This window comes from Streptomyces sp. NRRL WC-3626 (assembly GCF_000718785.1).
Classification (GTDB): domain Bacteria; phylum Actinomycetota; class Actinomycetes; order Streptomycetales; family Streptomycetaceae; genus Streptomyces; species Streptomyces edwardsiae.
On the sequence record NZ_JOCA01000020.1, the window covers coordinates 138,050 to 151,414 of the forward strand.

General features: G+C 72.9%; 11 protein-coding genes. 5 read left to right on the plus strand and 6 right to left on the minus strand.

From position 1 onward, the window contains the following. Positions 1–42 precede the first annotated feature (42 nt). Positions 43–1,635, plus strand: coding sequence for a glycosyl hydrolase (locus tag IF28_RS0126805; RefSeq protein ID WP_030225171.1), 1,593 nt, complete (start codon positions 43–45; stop codon positions 1,633–1,635). A gap of 121 nt (positions 1,636–1,756) precedes the next feature. On the opposite strand, the gene IF28_RS0126810 is transcribed toward IF28_RS0126805, so the two are convergent. After that, positions 1,757–4,756, minus strand: a complete 3,000-nt coding sequence (locus tag IF28_RS0126810; RefSeq protein WP_030225172.1) for an AfsR/SARP family transcriptional regulator — start codon at positions 4,754–4,756, stop codon at positions 1,757–1,759. 204 nt (positions 4,757–4,960) lie between these two features. Between IF28_RS0126810 and IF28_RS37165 the strand changes: the two genes are divergently transcribed. Continuing rightward, entirely contained in the window at positions 4,961–6,400 is a 1,440-nt protein-coding gene (locus IF28_RS37165; RefSeq protein ID WP_051713894.1) for a hypothetical protein, read from the plus strand. A 16-nt stretch (positions 6,401–6,416) separates the two neighbouring features. Here the strand turns inward: IF28_RS37165 and IF28_RS0126820 are convergent, their stop codons facing one another. Together IF28_RS0126820 and IF28_RS0126825 are read right to left on the minus strand one after the other, a co-directional pair. Continuing rightward, a complete protein-coding gene (locus IF28_RS0126820; RefSeq protein ID WP_030225174.1) occupies positions 6,417–7,406 on the minus strand; it encodes an NAD(P)-dependent alcohol dehydrogenase in 990 nt (329 codons plus the stop codon). A gap of 92 nt (positions 7,407–7,498) precedes the next feature. After that, on the minus strand, positions 7,499–8,194 hold the full coding sequence (locus IF28_RS0126825; protein ID WP_030225179.1) for a TetR/AcrR family transcriptional regulator: 696 nt from the start codon (positions 8,192–8,194) through the stop codon (positions 7,499–7,501). Between the two features lie 190 nt (positions 8,195–8,384). Here IF28_RS0126825 and IF28_RS36565 point away from each other — a divergent pair, with 190 nt between their 5' ends. Next, positions 8,385–8,732: a hypothetical protein gene (locus IF28_RS36565; RefSeq protein ID WP_037894074.1), complete on the plus strand. Its 348-nt coding sequence runs from the start codon at positions 8,385–8,387 to the stop codon at positions 8,730–8,732. A 9-nt stretch (positions 8,733–8,741) separates the two neighbouring features. On the opposite strand, the gene IF28_RS0126835 is transcribed toward IF28_RS36565, so the two are convergent. Beyond that, positions 8,742–9,107 carry a VOC family protein gene (locus tag IF28_RS0126835; RefSeq protein ID WP_030225181.1) on the minus strand — a complete coding sequence of 122 codons (366 nt, stop codon included), beginning with the start codon at positions 9,105–9,107 and terminating at the stop codon, positions 8,742–8,744. Between the two features lie 243 nt (positions 9,108–9,350). On the opposite strand from IF28_RS0126835, the gene IF28_RS0126840 reads away from it, so the two are divergent. After that, complete coding sequence (locus tag IF28_RS0126840; RefSeq protein ID WP_030225182.1) at positions 9,351–9,647, plus strand: zinc-ribbon domain-containing protein; 297 nt, start codon at positions 9,351–9,353, stop codon at positions 9,645–9,647. 11 nt (positions 9,648–9,658) lie between these two features. Here the strand turns inward: IF28_RS0126840 and IF28_RS0126845 are convergent, their stop codons facing one another. Both IF28_RS0126845 and IF28_RS0126850 read right to left on the minus strand, forming a co-directional pair. Then, the gene (locus IF28_RS0126845; protein WP_030225183.1) at positions 9,659–10,375 is read right to left on the minus strand and encodes a TIGR03943 family putative permease subunit; all 717 of its coding nucleotides are present in this window, start codon (positions 10,373–10,375) and stop codon (positions 9,659–9,661) included. Positions 10,376–10,437: 62 nt separating this feature from the next. After that, positions 10,438–11,466: a permease gene (locus IF28_RS0126850; RefSeq protein WP_051713895.1), complete on the minus strand. Its 1,029-nt coding sequence runs from the start codon at positions 11,464–11,466 to the stop codon at positions 10,438–10,440. Between the two features lie 188 nt (positions 11,467–11,654). On the opposite strand from IF28_RS0126850, the gene IF28_RS0126855 reads away from it, so the two are divergent. Then, positions 11,655–13,365, plus strand: a 1,711-nt coding sequence (locus IF28_RS0126855) for an NAD-binding protein (protein ID WP_030225185.1), incomplete at its 3' end; no start/stop codon positions are given.

The following is a 13,365-nucleotide window of genomic DNA, read 5'->3' on the forward strand; positions in this document are numbered from 1 at the left end:
GGACGCAGATGACGTACGACGTCCCCGCCGAAGGCGCGGTCCATGCGTAGACCCCTCCTGCGCCGACGCACCTCGTTCCTGCTGGCGCTGCTCCTGGTCGCCGCCGCCGTCACCGGCACCGCGTGGCTGGTCCAGGGCCAGCGCTCGGACGACGTGAGCATCGCCGGGACACCGGCCGCCGCCGGCTCACCCGAGCACACCGTGACCTTCCGCAACTCCACCGACCACCGCGTCTGGATCGGCAGCACGGTCAACGCCGACGGTTCGGCCGCGCTGACCGGGCTTCCCACGCTCGACCCGGGCCAGTCGGCCACCGTCACGATCCCCGAGCACTCCGGCGCCGGGCACTGGCGCGGCAAGTTCTTCGCCCGCGAGGGCTGCACCGGGGAGGAGGGCAGTACGTTCCACTGCGCCGTGGGCGACTGCGGGCCCTACGCCGACCGGTGCTCGACCGGTGAACAGCCCACCGGCCTGGCCGAGTTCAACTTCGACCCCAAGGACGGACTGGCGCCCTGGTACAACGTCAGCTACGTCAACGCCGTCGCCTCGGCCGTCACGATCGCCCCGGACGGCGTGACGCCGCCCCGGTCGGGCGAGTGCGCGGCGGCGGGCTGCGCCGTGGACCTGCTGGCGGCCTGCCCCGCGGACAACCTGGTCAAGGACCCGGCCACCGGACGGCCGCTGGTGTGCGTCAACCCGAACCGGGACGCGAAGACCCCGTACAGCGACGCCCTGGCCGCGACGTGCCCGACCGCGTACAGCTGGTCCAAGCACGACGCCGAGCAGGGCAACCAGGTCGTCTACCAGTGCCGTCAGTGCACCGGCATGACCGTCACCTTCCACGGCACCGGCGCACCGGTCCCGCCCGCCCCCGCGGTCACGGAACAACCCCGTGAGAGCACCCCGGCCGTCTCCCGCAAGGGCGTCGCCCTGAACCCCGTCGCCGGCGCCTCCGAGGCCCTGGCCGACTCCGGTTCGTCCTGGTACTACGACTGGTCGTCCTCCTCGAACGGCGTCACGCGGCCCGACGGTGTCGAGTTCGTCCCGATGATCTGGGGACCCGGCTCGGTCACCGACGCAGAACTGGGGCAGGCAGCCGCCGAGGGCGAGGCGCTGCTCGGCTTCAACGAGCCGGACCATCCGGGCCAGGCGAACATGTCGCCCGAACAGGCCCTGGACCTGTGGCCCCGGCTGGAGTCCACCGGCCTGCGGCTGGGCGCACCCGCGGTCGCCTCCGGCGGCGACGTCCCGGGCGGGTGGCTGGACCGGTTCATGCGGGGGGCCGAACAGCGCGGCCTGCGCGTCGACTTCATTCCCCTGCACTGGTACGGCGCCGACTTCGGCCCCGGCGCCGCCGACCAGCTGCGCGGCTACCTCCAGGCCGTGCACGAGCGCTACGGGAAGCCGGTCTGGCTGACGGAGTACGCCCTGACCGACTTCTCCGGGGGCACCCCGCGCTACCCCGACGAGCGGCAGCAGACCGACTTCGTCCGGTCCTCGACCACCATGCTGAACGGGCTGGACTTCGTCGAGCGGTACGCCTGGTTCGCCCTGTCGAAGGAGACGAGCCCGACCGGTCTCTACGACGGGGCGGTGGCGGGTGCGAGCGGGCGCGCCTACCGCGAGGTGCCGTAGGTCCTGCGGATCAAAGGTGAGGACGGTCCGGCGGAGTTGAACCGTCCTCACCTTCCGTTCGTTGTGCGGGTGCGTGCCGGGAGTCGCCCCGCGCGCGCCTCACGATCGGGGGAGATCCATGTCAGGCGGTGCGTCGCTGCGCGGTGGCACGGGCTTCGGCCGTGCCACCGCGCAGCCGGGCGAGCCGCTCACGGATTCCCTCGGCGTCCGGATGACCGAACTCGGCGAAGATCGCCAGGGCCTGCCGCCAGCTCGTCCGGGCCGCCTCGGGCTCCCCGGCGTCGAGACGGACGTCCCCGAGGTGGCCCAGGGTGTGGCCCTCGCCCCAGCGGTTGCCGATGTCGCGGTGCGTCGCGAGCGCCCGGCGGTAGTGCTCGACGGACTCGCCGTGCCGGCCGAGCCGGTGGTGGACGGTGCCGAGGATGTCGAGCGTGACGCCCTCGACCCAGCGGTTGCCTCCGGCCCGCAGCACCACCAGCGCCCGCTCGAGGCAGCCGAGGGCGTCGTCGTAGCGGCCCATCCGCTGGTAGGCGTCGCCCAGGTTGGACAGGGCGATGCCCTCCCCCCAGACGTCCCCGGTGAGGCGGTCGACGGCCAGCCCGCGACGGCTGTACTCGACGGCCTTGTCGAGCCGGCCGGCGTGCAGGTAGGCGTCCCCCAGGTTGGAGATCACCGACGACCTGCCCTCCCGGTCCCCGAGCTCCTGCCGCAGTTCCAGTGCCTTGTGCAGGTGTGCGATGGCCTCGTCGGTCCGGCCGGCGTTGCGCAGTGCGGCCGCCGTGTCGGACAGGGCGCGGGCCTCCCCCTCCCGGCTGCCGGCGGCGCGGGCGGCGGCCAGCCCGGTACGGGAGGTGTCCAGCCAGTCGAGCACATGGCTGCGGAGGTAGAAGAACCCCCACAGGACGGCGGGCAGCCGCCACGCGATGCCCGTCTGTCCGGCCCGTTCGGCCTCGTGCACCGCGGCGACCAGGTTCGAGCGTTCGGTCTCGCACCAGTCCAGTGCCTGTTCGTGCGTGGTGAAGCGCAGCGGCCGGCACTCCTCGGGCCGCGGCTCCAGGGGGACGCGGCGGCGGTTGGGGGTGATGTGCGCGTAGGCCGCGTCGGCGGTGTGCAGGTACCAGCACAGCAGCCGCCGCAGGGCCAGTTCCCGTTCCTCCCGCGTCTCCTCGGCGCGGACGCGTTCGGCGGCGTAGACGCGCAGCAGGTCGTGCAGGGTGAAGCGGCCCGGGTAGTGCTCGGTGAGCAGGTGGGCGCGGGTCAGCTCGGCGAGGAGTCCCCGGGCCTCACGCGGAGGGAGTCCGGCGAGCGCGCCCGCCGCGGGCACGGAGATGTCCGGGCCCGCGTGCACGCCGAACAGCCGGAACAGGCGTGCCGCCGGGGCGGTCAGCGCCCTGTAGGACCAGGAGAAGACGGCCCGCACATCGGTGGTGATGTCGTCGCCGCCGGTGAAGGCGTCCAGGCTGCCGTGGCTCTCGCTCACCTCGTCGGCGATGGCCCTGAGCGGGAAGGCGGGGTGGGCGTAGGCGTGGGCGGCGACGATGGCGAGCGCCAGCGGCAGCCGGCCGCAGCGCGCGATGATCTCGTCCGCCGCCTCCGGTTCCGCGGCCAGCCGGTCGGCGCCGAGGCGCAGGGCCAGCAGGTCGTACGCCTCGGCGGGGGGCAGCTGGTCCAGCGTCAGGAGGTGCGCGCCCTCGCTCGCGACGAGTCCGGTGAGCCGGTTGCGGCTGGTGACGATGACCAGGCAGCCCGGGGAGCCGGGCAGCAGCGGACGGACCTGTTCGGCGTCACGGGCGTTGTCGAGCAGGATCAGCACTTTGCGCCCGGCGAGCAGACTGCGGTAGAGCGCCACCTGCGCGTCACGGCCGGCGGGGATGCGCATCGGGGGGACGCCGAGCGCGTCGAGGAAGGTGCGTACCGCGTCGTCCGGCGTCACCGCCGAGCCGGTCGGGTCGAAGCCGCGCAGGTTGATGTAGAGCTGCCCGCCGGGGAACCGGCCGGCCACGCAGTGGGCCCAGTGCACGGCCAGGGTCGACTTGCCGATCCCGCCCATGCCTCCGATCGCGCTGACCACCACGGTCGACGGAGGGCTGCCGTCCTGCGGCAGCAGGGCCCCGGTACGGTCCAGTTCGGTGTGCCGTCCGGCGAAGGTCGGCAGGTCGGGGGGAAGTTGGGCGGGACGGGCCGGTTCGAAGCGGCGGCCGTGCGGGTCGGTGGCCCCGGGCACGTCCGGCTCCGGCTCGCCGGACGCCGCCGGTCCGTCCGCCGGTACGGCGCCGGCCCGCGCGGGCACCGGAGCGGCGGCGGGCGCGGGACCGGCAGCGGGCTCCGGGTCCCGCGGGGGCAGCAACGTCGGGTCGGCGGCCAGGATGCGGTCGTGCAACTCCTGGATGGCGGCGCCCGGTTCGATGCCCAGTTCCTTCACCAGGGCCCCGCGGGTCCCGCGGTACGCGGCCAGTGCCTCGGCCTGCCGCCCGGACCGGTACAGGGCGAGCATGAGCAACCGGCACAGCTCCTCCCGCAGCGGGTACGTTCCGGTGAGCGGGATCAGCTCGGCGATCACTTCGTGGTGGCGTCCCCGCGCGATGTCGAGGTCGAGCCGTGCCTCCAGCGCGGTCAGCCACTCCTCGTCCAGCCAGGAGCACACCGTCTCGCTCAGCGGGCCGGGCAGTCCGGCCAGCGCGGCACCCCGCCATCCGCCGAGCGCGGTGTGCAGCAGTTCCGCGGCGCCGGACACGTCGCCCGCGGCGCGCGCCTGCTTCGCCTGTACGACCCGGCGCTGGAACACGGCGAGGTCCAGGGCGTCGTCCGGGATCCGCAGCGCGTATCCGTCCCCGACGGAGACGACCACCCGGGGCTGCCCCGCCGGGCCGCGGTCCGGCTCCAGCACCTTGCGCAGGCGCGACACATAGGTCCGCAGGACGGACACGGCGGCGGCCGGCGGTTCCTCACCCCAGACGGCGTCGAGCAGTTCGCCGAGCGGGACGGGCCTTCCGCGCCGTAACAGCAGCACCGCCAGCACCACCTTCTGCTGCGGCGAGCCGAGGTCCAGTTCACGTTCTCCGCGCCATGCCCGGACTGGACCCAGTACGGCGAAGCGAAGGGAATTCACGTAATGGTCCACGCTCGGACTCTAGTGCGACACCACTCTGTACCCGTCGGTACGGCGGAACATGCCATTCCGTCCCGTCCGTCGCCCATACCGCCGATGTCCCGTTCCGCACACCGCGGTTGAACCTTTTTCGGCCGACGCCCGTTGCGGTGGCGGGCAACGCCGATACGGCGGCCGGCCGTGCCGTGCGAACGGGAACCTCAGGGAGGAACGCTTATGAGCCGGGGCGAGGGAGAGAAGGCGCAGGAGCAGGTCACCGGTGGTGAACACGGCGCGTCCGATGGGCCGTTCCCGCACTTCACCGTGGTCATCTCCGGTGACGGCTCGGCCGCCGTCGACGGTGAACCGGTGCCGGTGGCGGACGGGACGGCGGTCGACGCCGCCGTCCTGGACCTGCTGCACGGCCACGCACGGGACCTGGACACCACCGTCACGGCGGCGATATCCGACCCCGCCGCGGGGTACGTCGCATTCGTCGAGGTCTCCCCGGACGGCTCGAGTTCGCTGCTGGAACAGGAGCCGGAGGCGGCGCCGTCCCGTGCGCCGGGTGACGCTCCCGGCGCCGTCGACGAGGCGGCGTACAGGCTGCCCGAACCGGAGAGCCCTCCGCCCCCGCCTGCGCCTGCGTCCGGCGGCCCGGACGGCCTGCCGGCGCCGGACCGCCGGGAAGCGGACCTACAGGAACCGGACCGGCAGGACCCGGACCGACGGGAACCGGACCGCCTGGAAGCGGCCCCTCTTCCCGTCCCGCCCCCACGCCCCGCCCGCAGAACCGCTTCCCGTCAGTCGGACGACGAGTTCGAGGGCCCCGGACCGCTCAGCAGGCCCCTGGTCGTCGGGCCCGTGGCACTCGGGGTGGCCGCCCTGGTGATCATCCCGCTGGTGGTCCTGGGCAGCGGCGGCTCGGACGACGGCGGGAAACAGGAACAGGCCGCCGCGAGCAGTTCGCCCTCGGCCGAGGCGTCACCGGCCCGCACCTCGACCCCCCTGCCGGTCCCGCCCCCTTCCCCCGCCTCACCGTCGGCCCGGGACAAGACCAAGGACAAAACCAAGGACAAGGACAAGCCGAAACCGAAGGACACCGCGAACGTGAAGGGCGGCGGCGTCACCGTCACCGTGACCGCCACACCGCCCGCGAGCACCACCACCGTCACGGCGAAGCCCCCGCAGGACACGGCCGCCAGTGCCGTACGGCGGCTCGCCGCGAGCGACCCCTCCGGACGGCACATCTGCTACCGCGCGTACGTCTCCGGGAAGGGCTGGCAGAAGCCGGTGTGCGACGGCACGATGGCCGGCACCACGGGCCAGAACCGGCCCATCAAGGCCCTGAACATCGCGGTGCACGGTGTCGACGGCTCGGCCGGCAACGCCTTCCGGCACGCCTCGAAGCCGGTCGACGGCCGGGGCGAGTGGCAGCCTTCGTGGACGGCCGTCACCGGGGACGGCAAGAACTTCACCATCGGCAACCCGAAGAAGGACGCCCCGGACATGCTGGGCTTCGCCCTGAACGTCGGCGGCGGCGAGATCTGCAACACCGTGCGCCTCCGCCAGCGCGACTGGGGTGGCCGCGTGTGTGCCAAGCCCCGCCCCGACTTCGTCTTCGGCGGCACCCTCGACAACGACGTCTGGCTGGAAGCCGTGAAGCTCACGGTGTGACCCCGCCCGGCGGCCGTCACCCCACCGTCAGCACGATCTTGCCGCGGGCGTGGCCGCCCTCCACCTCACGCAGCGCGGCCCCCGCCTCCCGCAAGGGGTACGCGCGGCCGGTCACCGGCGTGAGGTGGCCCGACTCGATCAGGGACGTCACGGTGAGGAGGTCCCTGTGGGTGGGCCCGGACGGGGCTGCCGGGAGGATGACCCGGAGCCGGTGACGGGTGAAGAGGTTGGCCGCCAGGAGCTTCGCCATGGACGCCATCGGGCCGAAGACATGGCCCGGGGAGCCGCCGCCGTTGGCCACCAGGGTGCCTGTCGGGGTGAGGGCGCGGCGCAGGACGCGCGTCGGGTGGTTGCCCACGTTGTCCAGGATGACGTCGTAGCGGGGGCCGGACGCCGTGAAATCCTCGCGGGTGTAGTCGATGACGTGGGCCGCGCCCAGTGAGCGGACCAGGCCGGTGTTGCGGGTGCCGCAGACCGCGGTGACCTCCGCGTCCGCGGCCGCCGCCAGCTGGACGGCGAAGGTGCCCACACCGCCGCCCGCCCCGTTGATCAGCACCCGTTGTCCCGCCCGGACCCCGCCCACCGTGTGGATGCCGCGCAGCGCCGTCACCGCGCCCATCGGTACCGCCGCCGCCTGCGCGAAGGTCAGGTTCGCCGGTTTCGGGACCAGGAGATCCGCCGCCGTCAGGGCGTACTCGGCGAAGGCGCCCGGACAGAAGCCCAGGACCTCATCGCCGGGGCGGACGCCGTCGACGCCGGGGCCGGTGGCCTCCACGCGGCCGGCCGCGTCGATACCGGCCACCCGGGACTTCGGACGGGTCAGCCCCACGCCTTTGGTCAGCCGGGCCGCGTACGGGTCGCCGCGCAGCATGTGCCAGTCGTAGGGGTTCACCGAGGCGGCGTACACCCGGACCAGTACCTGGCCGGTGCCGGGTTCGGGGCGGTCGACGTCGGCCGGTTTCAGGGTTTCGGGTGGGCCGAAGCGGTCCTGGACCATCGCTTTCATATGTTCCCCCAGCGTTCGGTGCGGACCGGCGCACACGGGTGTACGCCGTACACCACTCATCATGAGTGTACGGCGTACACCCGCGCAAGGGGTCAGGGCAGAAGCCGTTCCAGGCCGTCGAGGGTCAGGTCGAGGGCGAACTCGAACTCGAACTGGTCGTCGCAGCCCGAGCCGACCACGGACTCCTCGTCATGGGCGACCGCCATGGCCAGTTCGGTGATGTGCGGGAAGCGCGCGGCCATCTCCTGAGGCGGCAGCGCGTCCGGGTCCGGCTCACGGTCGGAGCTGTCGTCGAACAGCTCCTGCGAGAAGCCCAGCAGCCGGCTGCCCATGACGTGCATGGCGTGATGGACCAGGCCGACCGAGAAGCCCCCGGCCCGGAAGATCCCGATCATCGAGTCCAGATACGCCATCACCGCGGGCGTCGGCGCCGCCCGCTCCCTCATCCGCACCTCGATGACCCGCGACGCCCACGGATGCCGCAGCAGCATGCGCCGGGCCGACAGCACCCGCAGCCGGACGACGGTCTTCCAGCCGGCGTCGCCGGCCGGCGGGTCGATCTCGCCGACGAGGGCGTCGATCATGCCGTCCAGCAGCTCGTTCTTGTTGGCGACGTGCTTGTACAGCGCCATCGGTACGACGCCCAGCTCCTGCGCGATCCTGCGCATGCTGAGCGCGTCGACCCCGCCCTCGTCGGCCAGGGCGACGGCGGCGTCCAGCACCCGCTCCCTGCTCAGGGGGGTGCGCGCCTGCCGGACGGTGTCGGCCTGCCTGGTTATCTCCACCATCCCCTCTCGTCCGGGCCGTCCGCGGACGGAACCCGGAGCCCGGCCGTCCTCCCTTGACAGGTGTACAGCGTCCACCTACTTTGCCCACACAGGGGTGTACGCCGTACACCTCTTCCCCGGTCCCCGTCCGGGACCGCCGGAACGATCGGACTGCCTGATGCCGGAAAACGGGAAGGACGGTGCGCGAGACATGGTATCTCCCGACCTCCAGGACGAGATCTCTGTGGCATACGAGGCCCGCAAGGAGCTGGGCCCGGAGTACGAGCGGGCCGTGCTGGACTCCTTCGCCGCCGGCGCCGCCGAGGCGATCGACCGGCGGGTGGACGCGCGGCTGGCGCAGCGGGCCCCGGAGGCGGCCCGGCAGCAGCCCGACAACTCCCATGTGGCGGTGCCGGTGTTCTCGCTGCTCTTCGGCGTCGGCGGCTCGATCTGGCTGACGGCGGGCGCGGGAGCCGACTCGGACTCCGTGTTCGCCATGTGGCTCGGGATCGTGCTCCTCAACATCGTCTTCGGGCGGATCCACCGCAGGTCCCGGTGAGGACCCGCTTCACTCCAACGGGGACGCCCACTCGACGAACCGGACGACGACACCGCTCGGGTCGGTGACCTGGAAGAGGCGCTCGCCCCACGGCTCCTTGCGCAGCGGCGTCGTGATGGCGACGCCCCGGTCCCGCAGCCGCCGTTCCTCGCCCTCGATGCCGGTGACCGTGAAGGCCAGGGCGAACCCGGCGTCGTCCCGGTCCTCGGCGGCGCCGCGCAGCAGCACGATGTCGACCGCGGCGTCGCCCCGGGTCAGCGAGGCGAATCCGTCGGCGGCGGCGATCGCCTGGTAGCCGAGGTGGTCGGTGAAGAACGCCCGCGAGGCGTTCACGTCGTCGACGGTCAGTGAGACGGTGGAGACGGTGATCTGCACGGTTGCCTCTTCTCTCCGAGGGGTGGAGGGCGCTCCGAGGGTCCGGTCCCTCCGCGGTGGGCATGCCTGCGTGACGACACCCGCGTCACCACCGGCTTCGATCACGGGTTCAGGATGGCGGGGCGAGGGCCGTGCGCGCTTGTGCAGGGTGCGGCAGTGTTGTGGCCGGTGACATTGCCGACCGCTCTCACCGTCCGGTGCGGGTGGTGGTTGGGGGGCCGAGGCCCGGGAAGGATCGACGACATGATCATTTTTGGTACCAAGGGGTATCTGTACCAGCTCGCGATACTGACGCTGGTGTGCGCGCAGTGCGGGAATCCCGCCGCGCACACGCTCAGGAAGCGGGTCACCAAGTTCACCCTGTTCTTCGTGCCGCTGTTCCCGGTCTCCACGAAGTACACGACCCAGTGCACCTTCTGCGGCGCGGAACAGAAGGTGACCGGCGAGCAGGCCGAGCAGCTCCAGGCGCAGGCCCTCGGCGGCGGGCAGGGCGGGCAGGGGTACCGGCAGCAGTCCCAGCAGCAGCCGTACCAGTCCTAGCCGTACCGGTCCTAGCCGTTCCAGGCGTCGTCGTACGGGTCCGACGGGGCCGGGACGGGCTTGGCATGCGTGATCCGGAAGTACGGGACCGGGCCGTCGTTGACCGGGTCCTTCGTGCGGCGCGGGGTGTAGGTGCCCGTGATCTCCAGCCAGGTGTCCGGCTGGAGCACCGGCGGGACCTCACCGGTGAGGGCGATCTTGACCGGCTGGGCGTCCGCGGCACAGCAGTTGAGGCTCATACGGACCAGGTACGGGGCCCCGGTGCCGTCCAGCGCCACGAAACCGGTGATGCTGATGGGGCGCCCGCGCAGATGACGGCCGTGGTCGTAGACCGCGCGGGCCGCGTACTCCCCCACCCCCAGACGCAGAGGGCCCTTGTCGGGCAGGTCCGGGTAGCCGAGGGGTTTCGTGAGGGCCGTACCGGTGTGGTTCGCGCTGTACGAGCCCAGGGCCGGCGGGGCGACCAGGATCAGGGCGAAGAGGGGGAGGGTGAGGAGCCAGGAGACACGGGGCTCCCGGTGCGGCTCACCCAAGTGCCCGGAGTGCGGACGGCGGCGCCACTCGTACCAGACCGTCGCGGCGGCCGCCGCGATCAGTACCGCGCCCGACAGCAGGAGCAGCGGGCGCAGGCCGGACTTGACGTAACGCAGGTGCAGATCGGTCAGGCCGGCGTGCAGCACGGTCGCGCCGAGGAGGAACAGCAGGGCGGCCTGCGCCTGGTGGTTCAGACGCGACTTCGCGGGCTTCTCGGATTCCAGGGGCTTCTCGGGTTCCAGGGGCTTCTCGGGTTTCACAGCAGCACCGCTCCCGTCACGGCCGAGACGAGCACCGCCAGTGCGAAGGTCGCCGGGGCGAAGCGCAGGGCGAAGGTCCGGCCGAACGTGCCCGCCTGCATGGCGAAGAGCTTCAGGTCGATCATCGGCCCCACGACCAGGAAGGTGAGCCGCGCCGTCAGCGAGAACTGGGTGAGCGACGCCGCCACGAACGCGTCCGCCTCCGAGCAGATCGACAGCAGTACGGCCAGGGCCGCCAGCGCCAGCACCGACAGGACCGGGTTGCCGGCCGCCGCACGCAGCCACTCCCCCGGCACCACCGACTTCAGCGTGGCCGCCGCCATCGCGCCGACCACCAGGAAACCGCCCGCGTGCATCACGTCGTGCCGGACCGAGCCCCAGAACGCCACCCCCCTGCCCTGACCCTCGTACGACGAACGAGCGGGCGGACGCAGCCAGTCGGCGCGGCCGAGGCGCTGCCACAGCCAGCCCATCGCGCACGCCACCAGCAGGCTCGCGACGAAACGGGCGAGGACCATCTCGGGGTTGCCGGGGAACGCGACCGCCGTCGCCGTCAGCACGATCGGGTTGATCGCGGGTGCGGAGAGAAGGAACGCCAGGGCGGCCGCGGGGGCCACTCCCCTGCGTACCAGCGCGCCCGCCACCGGGACGGACGCGCACTCGCAGCCCGGCAGCACCGCGCCCGCCGCGCCGGCGACGGGGACCGCCAGCGCGGGGCGTTTCGGCAGGGCGCGGGCGAAGAACGACGGCGGGACGAACACCGCGATCGCCGCCGACAGCAGGACACCGAGCACCAGGAAGGGGAGGGCCTGGAGGACCACCGCCACGAACACCGTCATCCAGCTCTGCATCACCGGGGCGGCCAGGGCGCGGCGGACGGGGTCCTGGAACATCACCGCCGTGAGGAGGACGAGGGTGAGCAGGAGGGGGGAGGTGAGGTGGCGGGAGTCCTCGTCGGGGGCCCGCTCGTCATCGTGTCGCGGCGGTTCTTCCGTTCCGCGCGTGGGTGTGGTGGTGGTGGCCACGGGCCGGGTGCACCTCCGGATGTGCGCGCGCGAGGGGAGGGGCCCGCTCGGGCCCCTCCCCCTTCATACGCGGGGCGGGGCGCGGCCGTTCAGGGGCGGCCTGGAACCACCCGTCACGATGAGGCAGTCTCTTCCCTGTGGTGAGCCTCCTTCCCAACCCCGCCCCGCCCAGCGACCCTTCGGCGCACATGGTGGTGTGCGGCGACGACGGACTCGCCCACCGGCTCGCCGCCGAACTGCGCGAGGTGTACCGCGAACAGGTCGTCCTCGTCGTACCGCCGGCCGGGCGCCGCGTACGGGAGCCGATGGTGGGGCGCGCCCGCGCGGCCTCCGCGGCGCTGCTCGACCGGATGGTGACCGCCGTCAACCGGAACACCGGCGGATCCGACGACACCCTGGCCCCCGGCGAACGGATCGTGGAGGCCGCCGAACCGAGCGAGGCCGTGCTCGCCGAGGTGGGTGTGGACCGGGCCGCCGCGCTGGCGCTGGTGTACGACGACGACGAGACCAACATCCGTGCCGCGCTGACCGCCCGCCGGCTCAACCCCCGGCTGCGGCTCGTACTGCGGCTGTACAACCGGCGGCTGGGGCAGCACATCGAGGAACTGCTGGACCAGGCGGCGGCGCTGGGGAACGACGGTCCGGTGGAGCGCGGCGGGGCCGACATCGCCACGACCGTGCTGTCCGACGCCGACACGGCCGCGCCCGCGCTGGTCGCCACCGCGCTCGTCGGCACCAGCAAGGTCGTCGACGCGGAGGGGCTGCTGCTGCGCGCGGTGGAACGCCGGCCTCCCGCACCGGGCGAGGTGGCCGATCCGGGGCTGTGCACGCTGGCGCTGCTCTCCGCGACGAGCAACGACCCGGCCGGCGCGGAGGGTTCGGAGGACAGCGGGGACCAGGGGCCGCGACTGCTGCCCGACGCGGCGGCGGTGGCGGCCGCGACCGGGCGCGGGACGGTCGTACTGGAGCAGGTGTCGTACTCCGGGCCGCCGTTGCCGGCGCGGCGGGGCGGGCCGCCGTTCGCCTCTCTGTTCTCACGGCGGTTGCGGTGGTCGCTGGCGGGGCTGGTGGCGGCGGTGATCGCGCTCGCCGTCGCGCTGACGATCGTGAACCGGGACAATCCGCTGCACGCCACGTACGTCACTCTGCTCGACCTCTTCGCGATCAACGAGCCCGCGCACCACGAGTCCACCGGGCGGCAGGTGCTGCAACTCCTGTCCATGCTGGTGGGGTTGCTGCTGCTTCCGGTGCTGCTGGCGGCGGTGCTCGAGGCGCTGGGGACCTTCCGTACGGCGTCGGCGCTGCGGAAGCCGCCGCGCGGGCTGAGCGGGCATGTGGTGCTGCTCGGTCTCGGCAAGATCGGGACGCGGGTACTGACACGGCTGCGGGAGCTGCACATTCCCGTGGTGTGCGTCGAGGGCGATCCGGACGCGCGGGGGATGGCGGTGGCGCGGCGGCTGCGGGTGCCGGTGGTGCTGGGCGATGTGACGCAGGAGGGGGTGCTGGAGGCCGCGAAGATCCACCGGGCGGACGCGCTGCTCGCGCTGACCAGTGTGGACACCACGAATCTGGAGGCCGTGCTGTATGCGCGGTCGGTGCGGCAGGATCTGCGGACGGTGCTGAGGCTGTACGACGACGACTTCGCGAAGGCGGTGTACCGGACGTTGCGGACCGCGCATCCGGGGGCGCTGACGCGGAGCCGGAGTGTGTCGCATCTGGCTGCGCCGGCCTTCGCCGGGGCGATGATGGGGCGGCAGATTCTGGGGGCGATTCCTGTGGAGCGGCGGGTGTTGCTGTTCGCGGCGGTGGGGGTGCGGGGGCATCCGCAGTTGGAGGGGCGGACGGTGGGGGAGGCGTTTCGGGCGGGGGCGGTTCGGGTGCTGGCGCTCGATACGGCGG